Consider the following 19,072-nt stretch of genomic DNA (forward strand, 5'->3'; position numbering starts at 1 on the left):
GAAAGGAGTAATCCAATGTATGGAGCATGAGAACTTTCTTTCTGTAGAAGGATTAAGCAAAACATATGGTGAACTGCCCGCAGTAGACAATGTAAGCTTTTCGGTTCGCAAGGGAGAGGTATTCGGGTTGCTTGGACCCAATGGTGCCGGTAAGACGACTACCATAAGAATGCTGTGCGGTCTTCTCAAAGTGGATTCAGGCCGTATTACTGTAAATGGAATCTCCATGTCCTCCGGCTATGAGCGTGTAAAAGGGATGATAGGGCTGTGTCCGCAGGAAATTGTCATCTGGGAGCTGCTTACCTGCCTTGAACAATTGAAATTTGCCGGTATGGCCTACGGGCTAAGTTCCAGAGCAGCCGGTAATAAGGCAGAAAGCCTGCTGCAATCGCTTGGACTTTGGGAGAAAAGAAATAAGCTTGCCAAGACGCTGTCAGGCGGTATGCAAAGAAGACTCAATATCTCGCTGGCACTTGTCCATGACCCGAAGCTGATTATTTTGGATGAACCTCAGGCAGGGCTTGATCCCCAGAGCAGGATACTCGTACGTGACTTCATCAGACAGCTGGCACAAGAAAGAACGGTGATCCTCACCACACATGATATGGATGAAGCCGACAGACTTTCAGACAGAGTAGCCATCATGGACCATGGGAAGGTGCTTTTGATAGACACTCCTGAGAAGCTTAAGGCAAAATCCGGGGAGGGAGAACTTCTGCAGATACGGGTAAATGGGGTAAGCGCAGATTTGGCCCATCAAGTCCTGAAGTCGATGCCGGAAGAATGTACAGAGCGAACCTATTCGGATGGATTATTTCTGCTGGGGGCGGGTGGAGTTCTTGAGCTTATTCCGAAGGTGAACCAGAGATTGCAAGCTTTTAACATACATATAGAGGATATGACGATCCGGAAGCGGACGCTTGAGGATGCATTTATTGCTGTGACTGGAAGGGGGCTGCGGGAATGAGACTGGCGGCTTCGGTTACCAAATCCTTTAAGGAAAATATAAGGGATTGGAAAGTTCTCGCGATGGTTTTGATGTTCTCTCCTTTCTTTTTAGTACTGATGAACCTTTTTTACGGGGGAGGGCCTACCACCTATCACTTAGGCGTTCTGAATTTGGATTCAGGCCATGCGTCCATCGAATTAATCAGCAATCTGGAGAATATGAAGGGGCAGGACAACTCGCAACTATTTAATCTAACCGGTTTCGGTGGCGAGGAGCCATTAAGGGCAAAGGTAAAGGAAAAGGCCGTAGATATAGGAATCGTGATCCCTGAAGATTATTCTGACAAATTAGCCGGCAAGGCTGCCGGGAACAATGGAGACCCTGCTCATGTAAACTTTTATGGAAGCATGGGAAATTTGCGATATTCGGTTGCGGCGGTATGGGTGGCAGATGCTGTAAGCAAACAGGGGCTGGATGCAGCGGAAATAACGTTACCCGCAAGTATAAATGAAACTTTTCTGGAGAAAAAACAGCCGTTGAACGAATTTGAAGGTTATGTTCCGGGTTTAATCTCTTTGGCTGTTTTAATGATCCTGTTTACAGCCACAGCTTCCATTGTGAAGGAAAATGATAAGAAGACACTTATAAGGTTGAAGCTCAGCCGTCTTGGAGCATTCAATTTCCTTGCCGGTATATGTATTACGCAAGCCATCGTAGCAGCAGGGGCCATTGTTCTGTCCTATTGGACGGCGCTTGGGTTAGGCTACAGACCGGCAGGAGGATTTGGCGCTATCCTTGTCGTTGGGATTCTGTCGAGCTTCTCCATGGTTGCTATAAGCTTAGTAGTAGCAAGCTTCCTGAATACCGTTTTTGATGTTTTAACTGTCGGCTGTTTTCCTTTCTTTATTCTAATGTTTTTTTCAGGGAGTATGTTCCCCCTGCCGAAGATGAGTATATTTACAATCCACGGGCATTCCTTTGGGATCACAGATTTATTGCCGCTTACGCATACTGCCAATGCTTTTAATCACATCTTGAACGATGGAGCAGGCTTACATGAGGTATGGTTTGATTTCACAATGATTGCTTTGCTCACTGTAATATATTTTGTAACAGGACTTTTGCTGTACCAGAAGCGCAAGCTTTCCAAAGCATAACTGAATGTGAAGAGAGGAAGGAACGGCGCTGGAAACCGCTGTTTCATTAAAAAACCAGCCAGACTCCGGGTTAATGGAGCTTGGCTGGTTCTTGTTCAAATATAAGAATTTATATGTTTCACACGATAACTTATCCTTCTATTTCTCGCTGAAACGGTACCGTCCTTAAAAAGGACGGCAAAGCCGTTTCCACTGCGAAAAGCTATTCTTCCAGGAAAATAAGCCCGATAAAGTCCTCCGGCTCAATGCGGCCGAAATAATGCTTCAGATCGAGCCCGGACAGAGCGTCTCTGACCTCAGCTTGCTCATAACGTTTGCCGCGCAGCGCGTTCTCTACGTCTGCCACATCGCCGACGCCGAAGAAGTCACCGTAAATTTTGATCTCTTGAATAATGGAGTCTTCAATATCCATGCGGATATCGACAAGTCCTGCCGGGAATTTGCGGGTATGCTTCACATTGCTCTTCGGCGACAGGCCATAGTTCCAATCCCAGTTCTGGTAATGCTCCTTGGAAATTTCATTGATCCGTACCCAGTCGTCCATGGTCAGCTTGTACTGTGGAACCTCGGAAGGCTCCATGCCAAAGATGGAACGCAGCAGGCCTTCGCGGAATTCCTCAATCGTCATTTCAGTGCCGAGCAGCTCCTTAATGTTGGCTACACGGCTGCGCACGGATTTGGTGCTCTTGGATTTGAATTTCTCCGGATTGACATTGAGCGAAGCCTGCACATCATCCAAATTGAGGTTGAACATCAAGGTTCCATGGCTGAACATCCGTCCGCGTGTGGAGAATTGGGCATTTCCGGAGATTTTTTGCTCGCCGACCTGAAGGTCATTGCGCCCGCTAAGCTCGGCATTTACACCCATGGACTGCAGATAGTCGATGACCGGCTGGGTGAATTTGAGAAAGTTATGAAACGACTGCCCGTCGTCTTTGGTAATGAAGCTGAAGTTGAGATTGCCGAGGTCATGATAGACAGCCCCGCCGCCGGACAACCGCCGCACGACCTGGATGTTGTTGTCTTTTACATACTCCTGGTTGATCTCTTCAATCGTATTCTGGTGTTTGCCGATGATGATGGACGGACTGTTGATATAAAAGAGCAGATAGCTTTCGTCCATCGGCAGGTTTTTAAGCGCAAACTCTTCAATCGCCAGATTAATCGATGCGTCTGTGATTCCTGTGTTATCGATAAAAAGCATAGTGTATTCCTCCGCTTAGGCATGATTAACTACTGCATTTATTCTAAACTAAAAGCTTGCATTTCACAAAATAGAAAACATTCTTCATATAAGCAGCCGTGTGTGCTGAAGTGCCCAACTGTGCATTCACTGATGCCGGGGCATTGACGTACTCTTGGCAAAGGGGCAATAATTGGGTCAATGAAGAACATACCCGCGAGGAAGATCAGAGGGAGTGCAGAACTATGCTTGAAAAATATGGCCACGGCGGTGATTTGCTGACAGCAGCGGAACTCTATGGGGTAGGGGACGGCCTGTTTCTTGATTTCAGCGCCAATATTAACCCGCTGGGCCCGCCGCCCGGCGTGCTTGAACTGCTGCGTGATTCCAGGCAAGCCGTCACGGCTTATCCCGATCCCGGACACCGCAGATTAAAGTCGCTGCTGGCGGAGAGTCTTGGAGTGGACAGCAGCTGGATTACGGTGGGCAACGGGGCAGCAGAGTCAATGGCGCTGCTACTGCTGGCTGCAGCACCGCGCAAGGTAGGGATCATTGAGCCTTGCTTCTCCGAGTACCGCCAGCTTGCCGAGCAATTCGGTGCGGAGGTCTTGTCCGTTCAGGGAACGAAGGAGCAGGATTACCGGGCCGGTGTGCAGAGCATCGCCGGACTGCTGGAGCAGGTCGATCTGCTGTTCCTCGGCCAGCCGAACAATCCGAACGGCGTCCAGTATTCGCTGGACGACCTCCGGCTGCTGGCACGCAAGGCGGAGCACCGCGGGGCCATTCTTGCGGTCGATGAAGCGTTCATCGACTTCATTCCCGGGGAGCGGCGGCAATCTTTGCTGCCGGAGCTGGCGGAGTACCGTCAGTCGGTGCTGATCCGCTCGATGACGAAGTTCTATGCCATCCCGGGGCTGCGCCTGGGATTCACGGTCGCGCATCCCGAGCTTGCGGCGGCAATGACCGCCAAGCAGGTGACGTGGAGCGTGAACGGCCTGGCGCTGCTGGCCGGGGAAGCTTGCCTGCGTAGCGGGCAAGCCTATGAAGCACGCACCCGCGAGTTAATCGCGGGGGAGCGGGAGGTGCTGCGGCAGGGTCTGCTGCACCTCGGCTGCGCTGTGCCGCCGGGCGAGGCCAACTTCCTGCTCGCCGGCTTGCCTGCGCCATGGACCGCGCAGGAAATGCAGGCCAGGCTGGGCCGCAGTGGCATCCTGGTGCGCAGCTGCGCCATGTATGCCGGCCTGGGGCCCGGCCATATCCGCGTCGCGGTCCGGGGGCGCGAGGACAATTCCCGGCTGCTCCGGCAGATGGCGGAGATTATGCAGGGGGAATTTTTATGATCGGCTGGGCTGCATGCTCAGACAGATAGATGCAGGTGGCATAAGCTGCGAACATTAACAATCTGCGGAGATTAGCAGAGGGGGCAGTCATAGCGATCCGAGCTGCAACTATTTGTAATGTGCTTGCAGATCTGCTGGCTGTAGAAGCGAATATGAGTGTGATGAGATGAAGGAATAAATGTATTTTCTGCAACTATCAGGTGCGGCTGCAGGGTAGTTTGAGAGTTACTTGTATTTTGTGCAATTAAGAGTAGCTGAAATGGACATTTCTGCTGAAACCGGGCTTTTTAGATGTACGGAGTGCAACTAAATCAAATTTCCTCCTGAAATGAGTGCTTTTAGTTGTACAGAATGCAGTTATCCCTATAGCTGAGGATGAGAAGAGGCAGGTTAGAGGAGAAGAAGCAGGTTAGAAGAGAAGAAGTAGGTTAGAAGAGAAGAAGTAGGTTAGCTGAGAAGAGGTAGGTTAGAGGGGAAGAAGTAAGTTAGCTGAGAAGAGGCAGGTTAGCTAAGAAGAAGCAGGTAAAAGGAGAAGTAGTATGTTAGTTGAGAAGAAGTAGGTTAGCTGAGAAGAGGCAGGTTAGAGGAGAAAAGGTTTGTTTGAGAGGCAAGGTTATTTTTATAAAAGTCATAGTCATAGTGATCTGGCTGTCCTTCAATACTTAGCAAGAATCCAACGTCGATGAGAGTTTTATGTTATTCACTCCTTGTGCGGCAATGTTTAGGGAGATCGGTTGGATGGCACGCTTCTTCTTGCCCGCTTTTTGAGTACAATTACAGTAGGAGTTACGGAGCCGCAGTAAGCTGTGAACAAGGAGCTGAAGTGTAAACGAGGTTGAAACTGCAAACAAGGCTGATGCTGTACATAGAGTTTGGAAAAGAACTGTGAGGGGAGACGGATAGAAGATGGATGAAGTGAAAATCCCTTTTAATCTTACCGGCGGGGAAACTGTGTACCTGAGCAGGGTATGGCCGGGGCTTGTGCTGGAATGGAAGGAAGGACATCTGCTGCTGGAGTTCCCGGCTGAGGCGGATGGGATTTCGAGTGCGGTGTACGGCGGGGGAATGGGGCGTCTACAGCGGGCCGTCAACCAATTTGTCAGCCGTGATTACGAGTGCAGCGATCCTGTGCGGGATATGGAGCTTAAATTGCACGAATGGGGCTACCCGCAAGAAGGCTGTGCGGGCCTTATGACTGCTGTGCCGCTGGAGCACGCAGCTGTGATAGAAGAAGATACCGGCTCGGCAGGCATCTTTTGCTGTGTGACGGCCGCTTCGGGCAATGCCGCGCGTGCCGGGGTGGAACGTCCCGTGCTGGCGGCTTACCGCCCCGGCACGATCAATATTATGGTCGGCATTGACGGGCGGCTGACTCCGGCGGCGATGGTCAATGCTGTAATGACGGCAGCCGAAGCCAAAGCTGCCGCCCTGGCCGATCTCGGCGTCACCGATCCCGAGAACGGCCTGATTGCAACCGGCACAACCACGGATGCGATTGTGCTTGCCGTGAGCCAAAGCGTGCGCTACGGTGCGGAGCATGTCTACGCAGGAACAGCGACTGATCTTGGCGGCGCCATTGGCCGGCTAGTGTATGCCGCTGTTACAGGCAGCTTGCAGTCGGTGAAATCCGTGCAGCCGGCGCAATCTGCGCAGCCAGCCAAGGTGGAACAATTGGCTGAACCAGTAATATCGGCTCAAACAGATCAAGTTGTGCAGCACGATTCCAAGGCGCAAGCCATCCAAAGCGCCTCCATGGCTCAAGCTGTGCCACCTGCTCCACTGGCTCAAACTGTGTCATCCGCTCGACTGACCCAAGCTGTGCCATCTGCTCTACAGGAGCAGGCTAGGAAGGGCGGGCAATGAGCAGCCAATTCCTGATAACCCGGCGGGGTGAGCGCCCGTGAGTCTTGCCTTAATATTGCTGGCAGCCTATGTGCTGGACCTGATCGTAGGCGATCCAAGGAGTCTTCCCCATCCCGTAGTGTATATGGGGAAGGCGATTTCTGCGATCGAGCGGCTGATCCGCCGCTTTGTCTCGCAGCCGCGGAGTCTGAAGCGGGCCGGGGTCCTGCTGCCGCTGCTGGTGGCGGGCGGAGCCTGGGGGCTGACAGCACTCCTTGTCGGACTCCTATCCTGGGCATCTCCCTGGCTCGGCTGGGCAGCCGGGGCTTGGCTGATCTCCACAACGATTGCCGCCAAAGGATTGAAGGAGGCAGGGCTTGCCGTATACGTCGAGCTGCGCAAGGGTGATCATCCCGCAGCGCGCAGGGCGCTGGGGATGATCGTTGGCCGCGATACGGCTGGGCTGGACAGCCCGGAGATTGTCCGCGGCACTGTGGAAACCGTGGCGGAGAATATCGTCGATGCGATTATTTCCCCGCTGTTCTTCGCCCTGCTGGGCGGTGCACCGCTGGCCATGGCTTACCGTGCAGTGAACACGCTGGATTCCATGGTCGGCTACAAGAACGACAAATACCGCGACCTCGGCTGGGCATCTGCCCGGCTCGATGATGTGGCCAATTACATACCGGCGCGAATCACTGCGCTGTTGTTAACCTTATGCGCCTGGCTGCTGCGGCTGGATTGGCGGGGCTGCTGGCGCACCGTGCTTCGCGATGCCCGCCTTCATCCCAGTCCGAACAGCGGCTACCCGGAGTCGGCAGTTGCCGGAGCATTGGGCATTCGGCTGGGAGGCGAAAATGTCTATCACGGCATCACTTCGTTCCGGGCTTACATGGGGGACCCGCTGCGTGCTTTGGAACCGGAGGATATTATTGTGACCTCCCGGCTGATGCTGCTCTCTTCGGCAATATTCGTCTGCTTCTGCGCAGCGTTGGCATGGGTTTGGATTGGAGGCTGAGCGGCGAGCATGACAGATCTAACACATGGACAAGGACATGGACAAGAACTTGAGCATGAGCATGTGCGCGAACAAGAGCAAGGGCAAGAACAAAGGCAAGGGCAAGAACAAAGGCAAGGGCAAGAACAAAGGCAAGGGCAAGAACAAAGGCAAGAGCAAGAACAAAGGCAAGAACAAAGGCAAGAGCAAAAGCAAGGGCAAAAGCACGGAAAAGAGTCAAAACTAAAACAAGTGCTAGAGCAGGAGATAAGGAAAGAGCCAAGGCCGAGGGATGAGAAAGCACAGGTGCTGGCTCCAAAACTGGATCAAGTGCTGCCCAAAGTACTGCCCAAAGTACTCAAGCTCCAGTTAGTTCTTCTCCGCCATGGCCATACACAGTGGAATAAGGAACGCCGTTATCTGGGGAGCACGGATATTCCTCTGCTGCCCGGAGCACAGGAGGAGTTGACTGCGCTCAGGGAGCAGCCTGAACTGCGCGGAGATTTCTGGCGGGTATATTGCAGTGATTTGCGCAGATGCCGGGAGACATTGGCTTGCATCGCACCAGGTCTTGAGGCGTCGGCCCTTTATGATTCCCGTTTGCGTGAGATGAGCTTCGGAGCGTGGGAGGGCTGTACTTATGAGCAGCTGCAGAATAATCTCGATTATCGAAGCTGGATTGATGATCCTGCTGAGGTCACACCGCCTGACGGGGAATCCTGGCAGGCGTTCGAAGCGCGGCTGGACTCGTTTTTAAAGGAACTAAGGCAGGCAGCCGAAGCAAACGGGGATGAGGCTGAATTAAGCCCGCTCCCTGAAGACAGTACCGTCCAAACTGCCGCTCCGGACCACCACCCTAGTAAAGAGCCGCTGCATTTGCGTGTGCTGCTGGTGACCCACGGCGGTGTAATCCGCCAGCTGCTGGCACGGGCTTTGGAGGACGTGACTTTCCGTACTGCCGCTGCTCCGCCGCCTGGAACGGCGGTAGTACTTACACTGGTACGGAGCGCAGGCAAGTGGCAGTGGTAATCCTTTTCAAAAAAACGTTCAGCCAAACGTATCTGTAAGCACTAGAAGAAATCCCATGATGCAGGCATTGATTAGTCCGTGTGATGAGTATACAACTGCGAAGCTGTGGGTCCGCAGAGACTCGGTGCCCAGAAAAGTACCCACATTATGTAATTAAAAAGCTATATCACCGTTGGAAGCACGGGTTATCCCGCCATAGAACCACACCGGAAGAAAATCCCGGGGTTGTGGTTCTTTTTTTACGCTGGCGACTGTGCCATGATAGCTATGGGGGCGATTGAAGCATGTTTAAGGATTTCAAGCTCATTGCCGGACGTCCGGTATATATTCAGGTGAAGGATTATTTGAAGCATCTCATTCTAAAAGGCGCCCTCCAAGGCGGCCAGAAGCTTCCGTCGACACGCGAGCTCAGCACACTGCTGAAAGTCAGCCGCAATTCAATTATCTCCGCTTATGCGGGGCTTACGGATGACGGCTTTGCGTATACGGTGCAGGGTCAAGGAAGTTATGTTTCGCTTGCTGCCTCTACTGAGAGTGCGGCGGCCCCCTCCTGGACTGTGGACTGGAAAGAGCGGATGAACAGCCGCGCGCTGCTGGCGGAGGAACTGGATATAATGAAGCGCGGAATCCGCGCGGAGAAGGGCACGATTTCTTTTACCAGTATTGCGCCTGATGAGAGCCTGTTTGATCTGGATAATGTAAAGCGGGCCTTTCTGGACCGCATGTCCGTAGAGGGCAACGTTCTGCTGAACTATGGCTATGCCAAGGGGTATAAGCCTTTAATAGACTATTTGCGGCAATATATGGAGCATAAGGGCGTGGATATGCGCGGCAAGGATATGCTGATTACGAATGGTTTTACGGAAGGTTTCGATTTGGTGCTGTCCGCACTTGGCCAGAAGCATGGGCGTGTGCTCTGCGAGAATCCGACCCATCATACGGCTATCAAAAATATGCGGCTGAATGGATTTGATATCACTGGAGTAACCATGGAGCGGGACGGCATCCACCTCGGTGAACTGAAACGGGCGCTGGAGGAGCGGGAGTATGACTGCGCGTATTTTGTGCCTTCCTATCACAATCCCACCGGCATCGTCATGTCCCCCGAAAAAAGACAAGGGCTGATGAAGCTGATGGCGGAGTACAGGGTGCCGGTCATCGAGGACGGCTTCAACGAAGAGCTGCGCTATTCGGGCTCACATGTAGCCCCGTTAATCGCGGCGGCGGGCGGCGGGAACAGCGTCGTCTATCTTGGCAGCTTCTCCAAAGTGTTGTTTCCCGGACTGCGTGTAGGCTGGGTGCTGGCTGATCAGGAGCTGATCTACTATCTGGAAAGTGTCAAAAGAGCCCGCAGTATTCATACTTCAACGCTGGATCAATCCATTCTGTATCAATATCTGCTCGGTGGCCATCTGGAAAAATACCTCAAACGTGCGCGAACGGAATATAAACGGAAATACGAGCTGACGCTGGAATGCTGCAAGGAGTATTTGCCGTATGTTGGGCTAAGCGGAGACGGCGGACTGCATCTTTTTGTAACATTTCCCGAAGGCTTTAGTACAAGAGAGCTGCTGGATGCCTGCCGTGAGCGGGGGGTTATTTTTACAGCGGGGGATATCTTCTTCACGAATGGAACAGGACATAATACGCTGCGCCTGGGCTTCTCCAGGGTGGCTGACGGGGATATCCGCAGGGGAATCGAGATTATCGGCAGGGCAGCACGGCAACTACTGGGATGAAAAGGGGTTATGGGGATGATAAAAGTAGGCGTAATAATGGGCGGGGTTTCCTCTGAATATGAAGTGTCGCTGAATACCGGCAGAGAAATGCTGAAGCACCTGGACCGGAGCAAATATGAGGTTGTCCCGGTGGTTATTACAGAGCGTGAACAGCTGATCGGACAGGTAAAAGGTCTGGATTTTGCGCTGCTGGCCCTTCATGGAACCTATGGTGAGGATGGAACGGTTCAGGGGACGCTGGAGACGCTTGGCATCCCATATTCCGGAAGTGGCGTGCTGTCGAGTAGCCTGTGCATGGATAAACATCTGTCCAAAACAATTCTCCGCAGCAAAGGTGTTCCTACGCCTGACTGGCTGTGCTGGGACCGGACGGAGGATGTTGCGCCGGAAGCCTTGGAACGGCTCGGTTACCCGGTGATGGTGAAGCCGAACTCAGGCGGTTCCAGCATCGGGATGACCAAAGTGAATAGCTCGCAGGAGCTGCGGAGCGCGGTGGAGAAAGCTTTTGCCGCAGACCAGTCGGTACTCGTCGAATCGTATACCGAAGGTCAGGAGATTACCTGCCCGATCCTCGGCGGAACCCTGCTGCCCGTTATCGGCATCCATGCGCTGGGCGCGGACTGGTTCGATTACAGCTCCAAATATGAGCAGGGCGGAGCCGACGAACGGGTAATTCAGCTGCCTGCCGAGATCCTGGAGCGGGTGCAAGCGGCGGCGCTGGCCTGTTATCGTGCGCTGAAATGCTCGGTATATGCACGGGTGGATATGCTGCTGAAGAATGAGAATCCCTACGTACTTGAGGTCAATACGCTTCCGGGCATGACCGAAACGAGCCTGCTGCCCAAAAGCGCACTTGCGGCCGGATTCACCTTCAGCAGCCTGCTGGATGAGATTATCGAAAGTTCTCTGAAGGAACGGCGAGCGAATCAGGCAGTTCAAGTAACGCAAGAGGTAATGGTGACGAAGATGGAAGAAGAAAGGCCAGAGGTAGCAGGTCATGCTTAAGGAGAACCGCAAGATGGCAGAGGATTGGATAGCTCCCCGTGTGCGGGAGATTGCGCCTTCGGGCATCCGGGCTTTTTTTGATCTCACTGCCGGTAACAACGATATTATATCACTGGGCGTAGGTGAACCGGATTTCGCTACACCTGAGCATGTAAGAGCTGCCTGCGTCCGTGCTTTGAACCGCGGGGAAACGATGTACACCCCGAATGCCGGATTGCTTGAGCTTAGAGAAGAGATCGCCCAATATCTGGGGAGCAGCTTTAAACTGCAGTATCATCCTGCGGACGAGATCATGGTTACGGTGGGCAGCAGCGAAGCCCTCGATTTGGCACTGCGCGCTTTCACGGCTCCGGGTGATGAGATCATCATCCCTTCTCCAAGCTATATTGCCTATTCGCCAATTGCTCACTTAAACGGAGGGACGCTGGTTGAGGTGGAGGCTACGGCAGAGCAGGGCTTCAAGCTTACAGCGGAAGCGCTGCGGAAGGCCATTTCCCCACGCTCGAAGCTGCTGGTAGTGAATTTCCCGAATAATCCTACGGGAGCGGTCATGTCCTACGAGGATTGGCTGCCGATTGCAGAAGTTGTAAAAGAGCACAATCTGTTCGTGCTGTCGGATGAAATCTATGCGGAGCTTACCTATGACAGCACTCATGTTAGTATCGCTTCGCTCCCCGGTATGCAGGAGCGGACGATAGTGATCAGCGGATTTTCGAAGGCATTCGCCATGACAGGCTGGCGCGTCGGTTATATCTGCGGGAACCATGAGCTGCTGGCAGCGATGCTGAAGATACATCAGTATACCGCGATGTGCGCGCCGGTGCTGGGCCAGATTGCCGCCATCGAATCCCTGCGTAGCGGGCTGCCCGACAAAGACCGGATGAAGGCATGCTTCCGCCAGCGCAGAACCCTGTTTGTCGAGGGCCTCAGAACCATCGGACTTCACTGCCATCAGCCGCAAGGTGCGTTCTATGCCTTCCCGTCGATCGCTCATACCGGACTGAAATCGGAGGAATTTGCTTTGCGCCTCCTGCGGGAGGCTGGAGTTGCCGCAGTTCCGGGACATGTGTTCGGAAGCGGCGGCGAGGGGCATATCCGCTGCTCCTATGCGACATCCACAGAGAGGCTGACCGAAGCGCTGGAGCGGATGGAAGGGTTTATGAAAGTAAGAATATGAATGTAAACGAAAATGCAAGCGTAAATGCAAATGATCATACGTGTGAAGAAGTTCTCCGCAAGACAGTATTGAAGCTCTGCACCCGGAAGCAGCGGTATAGACAGCTTTCCAAGCGCATGAAGGTAAAAATGTAATTGTATGATCCTGCTATATCACCTATAATCCTTAAGGAAGAAATAGGGGTATGCACTAAAATAGTTCGCGGCAGCAGCAGTGGCAGCACAAAGCCCCCTTCTTTGGAGAAGGGGGCTTTGTGCAAATATAAGAATTTATATGCTTCACGCTATAAATTATCCTTCTATTTCTCGCTGAAACGGATACCGTCCTTTTTAAGGACGGCGAAGCCGTTTCCACTTGCGTGGAGCTACGGTTATTCAAATAGAGTTGTAATAGAAGAAACAGGAGGAGTAACTATGATTTCAGCATTGGAAGAAGTGATCGGGCGGATTGTCCCCGCCGATGAACCAGCGATACTGCGCGCCGGGGACCGGCTGAACAGTCTGACTAAGCCGCCGGGAAGCCTTGGCCGGCTGGAGGCATTGGCCGTCCGGCTGGCGGGAATCTCCGGTGTGGAACAGCCAAGCTACGGCAAACGCACCGTAGTGGTTATGGCTGCAGACCATGGTGTCTGCAGTGAGGGAGTCAGCGCATTTCCGCAGGAGGTTACGGTGCAGATGGCCCATAATTTCCTCAGCGGCGGCGCGGCGGTGAATGTGCTGGCCCGCCAAGGCGGGGCAGAAGTGAAGCTGGTGGATATCGGAATAGGCGGTGACCTGAGCCATCCGGAGCTGATTGACCGCAAGGTGCGGCGTGGAACCTGCAATATGGCGCAGGGACCGGCGATGAGCCGGGAGGAAGCGCTGAGAGCCATTTTGGCCGGGGTGAACGTGGCGGAGGAAGCGGTGAAGAGTGGAACGGAGATACTTATCACTGGCGAAATGGGCATCGGCAATACGACAGCCAGCGCTGCGGTGATGTGTGCACTGGAAGGCATTCCCGCAGAGATCGCTGTAGGCCGGGGCACTGGCATTGATGATGAGCGGCTGCGCCATAAAATCGCAGTGGTGGAACGGGCGCTGCAGATCAATACACCGGATCCGGACGATGCTATCGACGTGTTGGCTAAGGTAGGGGGCCTTGAAATCGCCGGTCTGGCCGGTCTTATTCTGGGCGCAGCCGCTGCACGGATTCCCGTTGTGCTTGACGGCTTCATCTCCGGCGCTGCAGCGCTTGCGGCCAAAGCACTTGCACCGGAGTCCATCCATTATATGATTGCCTCGCATGTCTCAGGGGAGCAGGGGCATAAGCTGATGCTGGAGCGGCTGGGGCTGGAAGCGCTGCTCGACCTTGGGCTGCGTCTTGGCGAAGGAACAGGGGGCGCCCTCTGCCTTCATCTGATTGAGGCGGTGTGCCGGATTATGCGCGAAATGGCCACCTTCGAAAGCGCAGGGGTATCCGGGGCGGAGAACCGATGAGCATCCTTGTAACAGGCGGCGCGCGCAGCGGCAAAAGCAGCTTTGCCGAACGCCTGACACTGTCGCTGGCCGGTCAGGCTTTCTATGTGGCGACCGGGCAAGCGTTCGATGAAGAGATGAAGGCGCGGATTGCCCTGCACCGGCAGCAGCGCGAAGAAAGCGGCGGCCAGTGGGAGACGTTGGAGGAGCCGCTGGATTTGCCGGCTCTGCTGGAGCGTCTCTCCGGGGGGAAGGCGGTGCTTGTAGACTGCCTGACCCTGTGGCTCTCCAATGTGCTACTGGCCGTGGAAGGGCAGGCGGACAGACAAGAGCGGGTGGAGCAGGAAATCGCCAGGCTGGAGCACAGTGTGGCGTCTTTCCAGGGGACGCTCGTTCTGGTTACGAACGAGGTTGGCGACGGCATCGTGCCGGAATATGCACTGGGACGGCTGTACCGTGATCTCGCCGGACGGATGAATGCGCTGCTGGCCCGGCAGTGCCGGCAGGTCTTTCTCGTCACCGCCGGAATACCGGTTGAGCTGAAAAGCAGGGAGTATCTGCTATGAGTGCGCGGGAGGATGCCGCCGCTGCAGCGGCTTGGCTGCTGCCGGCATGGCCTGCCGCTGTGATCACCCTCATCCTGTGGGTAGGGCTGACCGGCGGGCTGCACCTGGACGGCTGGATGGACAGTGCCGACGCACTGCTCAGCTACCGCTCGCGGGAGCGGATGCTGGAGATCATGAAGGACAGCCGCGTAGGAGCGATGGGCGTCCTGGCCTGCGTGCTGCTATTGCTGCTGAAGGCCGCCTTGCTGGCGGCATTTATTGAAGGCGGCACCTTCTACGAGCTGCCGCTGCTGTTATTGCCGCCGGTCTGGAGCCGCTGGTATATGGTGCGGGCGATGGCCCGCTATCCTGTTGCCCGCGGCAATGAGGGGTTGGCAGCCAGCTTCGCGGAGCTGCAGCCCCGGCAGGAGCGGCGCACGCTGCTCACCGCCGCGCTGCTCTCACTGGCCGCTGCCGCTGCGCCACTTGCGCTCGGCGCGGCAAGCGGCACCTGGCCGCAGCATCTGGCGGCGGCCTGCCTTGCCCCGGTGGCCGCAGTGCTCTGCGGCCATCTCGCGGCGCGGCGGATCAGCAGCCGGCTCGGCGGGCTCACCGGCGATGTGTACGGCGCGCTGAACGAGCTGCTGGAGGTAGCGCTGCTGCTCCTGCTGGTGGTGCTGCTGCACAACCTGATGTAGCCGGAAGGCTCTGCGGAGAGCTACATTTCCGGCGTATGCTAGAACAAGAACAACTGCTTCGCCAGTACTCCGGCAGCAGGAAGAAAGCGGGGAGAAGAGCATGAAGAACCAAGCGGACACACAAGAGAAGAAACAGCGGGCGGCCGTGCTGATGATGCAGGGAACGGCTTCGGATGTCGGCAAGAGCCTCGTCACTGCAGCCATCGGGCGGATTATGACACAGGACGGCTACCGGACGGCGCCCTTCAAGTCGCAGAATATGGCGCTGAATTCCTATGTCACCGTGGACGGAAAAGAAATCGGGCGTGCCCAGGGCATGCAGGCCGAAGCATTCGGCATTACGGCTACCAGCGACATGAATCCGATTCTGCTGAAGCCATCGGGCGAGATGAGCGCGCAAATCGTCGTCCATGGCGTACCGCACACGGCGCTGAGCGCGCGGGAATACCGCGAGAAGTTTCTGCCGGAAGCCAAAGGGACGGTGCTGGACGCGCTGGATCGTCTGCGGGCGGCTTATGATATCGTGCTGATGGAAGGGGCGGGAAGTCCGGCAGAGATCAACCTGAAGGCGCGGGATATCGTCAATATGAATCTCGCAGGCTGGGCGGATGCGCCGGTGCTGCTGATCGCAGACATTGACAGAGGCGGCGTATTCGCCTTTCTGGTGGGTACACTCGAACTCTTGGAGCCGCATGAGCGGGCGCGTGTCAAAGGCTTCATTATCAATAAATTCCGCGGCGATCTCTCCTTGCTGCAGCCCGGTCTGGATTGGCTGGAGCAGCGCACCGGGATCCCGGTGCTTGGTGTGCTGCCGTTTCTGCCGCAGCTGCGGATAGAGGCGGAGGATTCCGTAGTACTGGAAGGGACTTCGGGCCGTATGCAGCCCGGCAGCGCGAAGGAGCTGGATATTGCAGTCATCCGCTACCCGAGAATATCGAACTTCACCGACTTCGATCCGTTGGAGGATGAGCCGGATACCGCTGTGCGTTATGTGACCTCCGTAGAGGAGCTGGGCACACCGGATGCCATCATTCTGCCGGGTACGAAGAATACGGCGGCAGACCTGAATTATTTGCGGGAGCAGGGCTTCCCTGAAGCAATAACGAATGCGCTGGAGCACGGAACATCGCAGCTTACCGGCATTTGCGGAGGTTACCAGATGCTGGGGCGGAGGCTGCTCGATCCGCATGCTGTTGAAAATACAGAGCCGGGGGATAGTGACGGGCTGGGCTATCTGCCCCTGTCCACGGAATTTCTGCCGCATAAGAAGACGGTGCGTGTAAGCGGCACGCTGGCTGAGGATCATCCGCTGCAATTATGCGGCCTTGACCCCGGAGCGGCTGAGGAAATTCCCGTTGCCGGATATGAGATTCATATGGGTACCACGACAAAGCATGAAGGTGCAGGCGTCAGAAGCCTGTTCCACCTGACGGGACCGGATGGGGAGACGTTGCCTGAAGGTTGGGGTACGCCGGACGGCAAGATATGGGGAACTTATCTGCATGGTTTGTTTCATAATGATAGCCTGCGCAGAGCCTGGCTTGACGGGATACGGCAGGCCAAAGGTCTTGCCCCGCTGGCCAGGACCTTCTCGTCGGCAGCGCTCCGCGAGCAGGAATTCGACCGTCTGGCAGATGCCGTAAGAGCCAGCCTTGATATGGAGGCAGTTTACAGAATAATGGGTCTTCCCGGAGAAGAGGGCTAAGAATGGTGCTGGCGGTTCTGCTGTTTATTGTTGCCGGTCTGGCTGAAATCGGCGGCGGTTATTTGATCTGGCTGTGGCTGCGGGAGTCGCGGCCGCTCTGGTACGGCCTCGTTGGTGCACTAATTCTGATTGCGTACGGCATCATCCCCACCTTGCAGAAGTTCCCTTCTTTCGGCAGGGTGTATGCCGCCTATGGCGGTGTGTTCATCGTGCTTGCCGTTCTTTGGGGCTGGCTGGTGGACAAGAAGACACCGGATCTGTATGACTGGATCGGTGCAGGTATTTGTGTGATTGGGGTATCGGTTATCCTGTGGGCACCGAGACACTGATCTGGAGGGGAAGAGCGTTATTAAATTGCAGCGCAATCTAACAAAAAGGCAGTCCAAGCTTTGATAAGCTGTGGACTGCCTTTTGATATGGTTCGAAAGAGGCGGGTTCTCTTTAAATCTTGAACTGTTTCACAGCTTCCTGCAGCTTCACCGCTTGTTCATGCAGATGCTCCACGGTCAGGGAGTGGCCATCCAGCTCCTCATGCTGCCGTGAGGAGTTCTCGGCAAGCAATTCTGCACTGGCTTGCGATTTGCCGGTGATTTGTGCGGTTTCCTCCACCGAGGCGCTTACTTCTTCGGTGCCGGCCGAAATCTGCTGGGTGGCGGCAGATACGGACTGAATGCTGTGATTGATGCTTTGAATAAGAATAAGCAGTTGATTAAAGGCATTACCGGCTTCCACCGCTTTGCCTACGCCCGAAGCTACTTCCGAGTTCACATGATTCATTTCTTCCACCGAACGGTTCATATCCTCCTGCAGGCTAAGCAGGAAGTCACGGATCTGCTCATTGGATTCCTTGGACTGCTCGGACAACTTGCGGACTTCTCCGGCTACAACAGCAAAACCGCGGCCATGCTCGCCTGCGCGTGCCGCTTCAATGGAAGCATTCAGCGACAGCATCTGAATCTGCTTGGTTATTTCGGTGATGCCCTGGACAACCCCGCCAATCATCAGGGAACGTTCATTCATGATGCGGAACTGCTCCAGCGACTTCTGAGAGGCATGCTCCACCTGACGCATTTGCTGTACAGCACTCTGGGCAACCTCATTGCCGCCCATGGCTTCCGCTGCAGCTTCACTGATCTGCTCGGTGACTTCACCGGCTGCGGATGCGATATGCTGAATGCCGAAATTGATTTCTTCCATGGCTCTGGAGTTCTCCAGTGCGCTGCTGGCAATGGTTGTACTGCCTTTGCCGATCTCCGTAACGGATAACGCCGAACGCTCGGCCATTTCGCCCAGCACTTCAACACGCGCTTTCAGATCATTGGCATCGGCAACGACACTGCCTGAAGTATCGAGCACCTGCCCGATCATTTCCTTAAGCCGTTGTCCCATACTTTGGAAGCTCACTGACAACTGGCCGACCTCATCGTTGCCCTTGATAACCAGATTCTGCGTGAAATCACCGGCAGCGAGCTTATTGCTATAAGCGGTAAGCTGAGAGAGCGGCCGCGTGATTTTCCGGCTCATGAAGGTAGCGGCGGCGGTTCCAATGATCAGCGACAGCAGTGTAATTCCTATACTTGCCCAGACGATGCTGTTTATCTTGTCTTCAACAAAACCAACGTCAGAACTTACTCCGATGACCATCCTGCTGCCGGGAACACTGACATAGGCGGTCTTATGTATACCGTGACTGTCACTATAGATTTCACTGAGCCCCGTTTTTCCTTTAGCGGCTTGTTCCATAGCGGGCAATACCTTAAGGCTTTCTTCAGCCTTCAGCTTTGAGCCGTGATCTGCGGCCAGTACGGTGGCCTTTCCATCTTTCATTTCGATGAGGAAAATGGTCTCCACATCATGCAGCTTTCTTTTTTCCTGGAAATAGTATTCGACATTCGTGGTGGCCTGTGCACTCTTACTCAGGGTCTGCTGGGCGTGGGTTGCGTTCAAATTCTTGTAGACATCCTGAGCGGCCCCGGTCAGAAGCTTGTTAATTTGCGGCATTACGTAGCCGTCGATGGTACTCATTGATATAAAGTAGAAGCTGATACTTAACACAAGAGATGTGAGCAATAGGACGACAAACAACAAAAGTGTAAATTTGCGGCTGATTGAATTCTTAAAGCGTGACATATCCATTCTCTCCTTTTCTATTTGAATGCATCGATCCCATGCCAACGCTTATAAGCGGGCATACAGCTATATACTCCATTGATGTTGGTCATATATCAGGCTATCGTTCCGGGGATATGATT

At 54.5% G+C, this 19,072-nt stretch carries 17 protein-coding genes; 15 read left to right on the plus strand and 2 right to left on the minus strand.

The genetic code is table 11. The features are described from left to right. Positions 1–19: 19 nt before the first annotated feature. Positions 20–967 (plus strand): ABC transporter ATP-binding protein, encoded by a 948-nt coding sequence (locus MHI45_RS25720; RefSeq protein ID WP_076114624.1) that lies wholly within the window; start codon positions 20–22, stop codon positions 965–967. Then, positions 964–2,106: an ABC transporter permease gene (locus MHI45_RS25725; protein WP_076114623.1), complete on the plus strand. Its 1,143-nt coding sequence runs from the start codon at positions 964–966 to the stop codon at positions 2,104–2,106. The genes MHI45_RS25720 and MHI45_RS25725 overlap by 4 nt, the downstream gene beginning before the upstream one ends. A gap of 202 nt (positions 2,107–2,308) precedes the next feature. On the opposite strand, the gene MHI45_RS25730 is transcribed toward MHI45_RS25725, so the two are convergent. Beyond that, complete coding sequence (locus tag MHI45_RS25730) at positions 2,309–3,310, minus strand: lipoate--protein ligase (RefSeq protein ID WP_038587155.1); 1,002 nt, start codon at positions 3,308–3,310, stop codon at positions 2,309–2,311. A gap of 224 nt (positions 3,311–3,534) precedes the next feature. Here MHI45_RS25730 and cobD point away from each other — a divergent pair, with 224 nt between their 5' ends. The 13 genes from cobD to MHI45_RS25795 all read left to right on the plus strand — a co-directional run bounded on the left by cobD (position 3,535) and on the right by MHI45_RS25795 (position 17,149). Beyond that, complete coding sequence (cobD, locus tag MHI45_RS25735; RefSeq protein ID WP_341119840.1) at positions 3,535–4,629, plus strand: threonine-phosphate decarboxylase CobD; 1,095 nt, start codon at positions 3,535–3,537, stop codon at positions 4,627–4,629. 906 nt (positions 4,630–5,535) lie between these two features. Further along, on the plus strand, positions 5,536–6,492 hold the full coding sequence (locus MHI45_RS25740) for an adenosylcobinamide amidohydrolase (protein WP_256718195.1): 957 nt from the start codon (positions 5,536–5,538) through the stop codon (positions 6,490–6,492). Between the two features lie 37 nt (positions 6,493–6,529). Then, positions 6,530–7,489: an adenosylcobinamide-phosphate synthase CbiB gene (gene cbiB / locus MHI45_RS25745; RefSeq protein ID WP_341119646.1), complete on the plus strand. Its 960-nt coding sequence runs from the start codon at positions 6,530–6,532 to the stop codon at positions 7,487–7,489. 25 nt (positions 7,490–7,514) lie between these two features. Beyond that, positions 7,515–7,715, plus strand: a complete 201-nt coding sequence (locus MHI45_RS25750; protein ID WP_341159865.1) for a hypothetical protein — start codon at positions 7,515–7,517, stop codon at positions 7,713–7,715. Positions 7,716–7,774: 59 nt separating this feature from the next. Continuing rightward, positions 7,775–8,497, plus strand: coding sequence for a histidine phosphatase family protein (locus MHI45_RS25755; protein ID WP_341119648.1), 723 nt, complete (start codon positions 7,775–7,777; stop codon positions 8,495–8,497). A gap of 284 nt (positions 8,498–8,781) precedes the next feature. After that, positions 8,782–10,236: an aminotransferase-like domain-containing protein gene (locus MHI45_RS25760; protein WP_341119649.1), complete on the plus strand. Its 1,455-nt coding sequence runs from the start codon at positions 8,782–8,784 to the stop codon at positions 10,234–10,236. 15 nt (positions 10,237–10,251) lie between these two features. Beyond that, positions 10,252–11,241, plus strand: a complete 990-nt coding sequence (locus MHI45_RS25765) for a D-alanine--D-alanine ligase (RefSeq protein ID WP_341119650.1) — start codon at positions 10,252–10,254, stop codon at positions 11,239–11,241. 13 nt (positions 11,242–11,254) lie between these two features. Continuing rightward, entirely contained in the window at positions 11,255–12,418 is a 1,164-nt protein-coding gene (locus tag MHI45_RS25770; RefSeq protein WP_341119651.1) for an aminotransferase class I/II-fold pyridoxal phosphate-dependent enzyme, read from the plus strand. Between the two features lie 413 nt (positions 12,419–12,831). Further along, positions 12,832–13,893, plus strand: a complete 1,062-nt coding sequence (gene cobT, locus MHI45_RS25775) for a nicotinate-nucleotide--dimethylbenzimidazole phosphoribosyltransferase (protein WP_341119652.1) — start codon at positions 12,832–12,834, stop codon at positions 13,891–13,893. Continuing rightward, a complete protein-coding gene (gene cobU, locus MHI45_RS25780) occupies positions 13,890–14,438 on the plus strand; it encodes a bifunctional adenosylcobinamide kinase/adenosylcobinamide-phosphate guanylyltransferase (RefSeq protein WP_341119654.1) in 549 nt (182 codons plus the stop codon). The genes cobT and cobU overlap by 4 nt, the downstream gene beginning before the upstream one ends. Continuing rightward, on the plus strand, positions 14,435–15,115 hold the full coding sequence (gene cobS, locus MHI45_RS25785) for an adenosylcobinamide-GDP ribazoletransferase (protein WP_341119656.1): 681 nt from the start codon (positions 14,435–14,437) through the stop codon (positions 15,113–15,115). Before cobU ends, cobS begins: the two co-directional genes overlap by 4 nt. Before the next feature lie 100 nt (positions 15,116–15,215). Further along, on the plus strand, positions 15,216–16,820 hold the full coding sequence (locus tag MHI45_RS25790; RefSeq protein ID WP_341119658.1) for a cobyric acid synthase: 1,605 nt from the start codon (positions 15,216–15,218) through the stop codon (positions 16,818–16,820). Positions 16,821–16,822: 2 nt separating this feature from the next. Beyond that, complete coding sequence (locus MHI45_RS25795; RefSeq protein ID WP_076112675.1) at positions 16,823–17,149, plus strand: YnfA family protein; 327 nt, start codon at positions 16,823–16,825, stop codon at positions 17,147–17,149. Positions 17,150–17,261: 112 nt separating this feature from the next. On the opposite strand, the gene MHI45_RS25800 is transcribed toward MHI45_RS25795, so the two are convergent. After that, the gene (locus MHI45_RS25800; RefSeq protein ID WP_076112674.1) at positions 17,262–18,950 is read right to left on the minus strand and encodes a methyl-accepting chemotaxis protein; all 1,689 of its coding nucleotides are present in this window, start codon (positions 18,948–18,950) and stop codon (positions 17,262–17,264) included. Positions 18,951–19,072 lie beyond the last annotated feature (122 nt).

This window comes from Paenibacillus sp. FSL H3-0321, from assembly GCF_038002865.1.
In the GTDB taxonomy this organism is placed as follows: domain Bacteria; phylum Bacillota; class Bacilli; order Paenibacillales; family Paenibacillaceae; genus Paenibacillus_AQ.

What these genes read in the sequence shown, in the direction of transcription:
- MHI45_RS25720 (WP_076114624.1), top strand. Translation starts at nt 20, where the DNA reads ATGGAGCATGAGAACTTTCTTTCTGTAGAAGGATTAAGCAAAACATAT.
- MHI45_RS25750 (WP_341159865.1), top strand. Translation starts at nt 7,515, where the DNA reads ATGGACAAGGACATGGACAAGAACTTGAGCATGAGCATGTGCGCGAAC.
- MHI45_RS25770 (WP_341119651.1), top strand. Translation starts at nt 11,255, where the DNA reads ATGGCAGAGGATTGGATAGCTCCCCGTGTGCGGGAGATTGCGCCTTCG.
- cobU (WP_341119654.1), top strand. Translation starts at nt 13,890, where the DNA reads ATGAGCATCCTTGTAACAGGCGGCGCGCGCAGCGGCAAAAGCAGCTTT.
- MHI45_RS25725 (WP_076114623.1), top strand. Translation starts at nt 964, where the DNA reads ATGAGACTGGCGGCTTCGGTTACCAAATCCTTTAAGGAAAATATAAGG.
- MHI45_RS25765 (WP_341119650.1), top strand. Translation starts at nt 10,252, where the DNA reads ATGATAAAAGTAGGCGTAATAATGGGCGGGGTTTCCTCTGAATATGAA.
- cobT (WP_341119652.1), top strand. Translation starts at nt 12,832, where the DNA reads ATGATTTCAGCATTGGAAGAAGTGATCGGGCGGATTGTCCCCGCCGAT.
- cobS (WP_341119656.1), top strand. Translation starts at nt 14,435, where the DNA reads ATGAGTGCGCGGGAGGATGCCGCCGCTGCAGCGGCTTGGCTGCTGCCG.
- MHI45_RS25740 (WP_256718195.1), top strand. Translation starts at nt 5,536, where the DNA reads ATGGATGAAGTGAAAATCCCTTTTAATCTTACCGGCGGGGAAACTGTG.
- MHI45_RS25730 (WP_038587155.1), bottom strand. Translation starts at nt 3,310, where the DNA reads ATGCTTTTTATCGATAACACAGGAATCACAGACGCATCGATTAATCTG.
- cobD (WP_341119840.1), top strand. Translation starts at nt 3,535, where the DNA reads ATGCTTGAAAAATATGGCCACGGCGGTGATTTGCTGACAGCAGCGGAA.
- MHI45_RS25795 (WP_076112675.1), top strand. Translation starts at nt 16,823, where the DNA reads ATGGTGCTGGCGGTTCTGCTGTTTATTGTTGCCGGTCTGGCTGAAATC.
- MHI45_RS25800 (WP_076112674.1), bottom strand. Translation starts at nt 18,950, where the DNA reads ATGTCACGCTTTAAGAATTCAATCAGCCGCAAATTTACACTTTTGTTG.
- MHI45_RS25760 (WP_341119649.1), top strand. Translation starts at nt 8,782, where the DNA reads ATGTTTAAGGATTTCAAGCTCATTGCCGGACGTCCGGTATATATTCAG.
- MHI45_RS25790 (WP_341119658.1), top strand. Translation starts at nt 15,216, where the DNA reads ATGAAGAACCAAGCGGACACACAAGAGAAGAAACAGCGGGCGGCCGTG.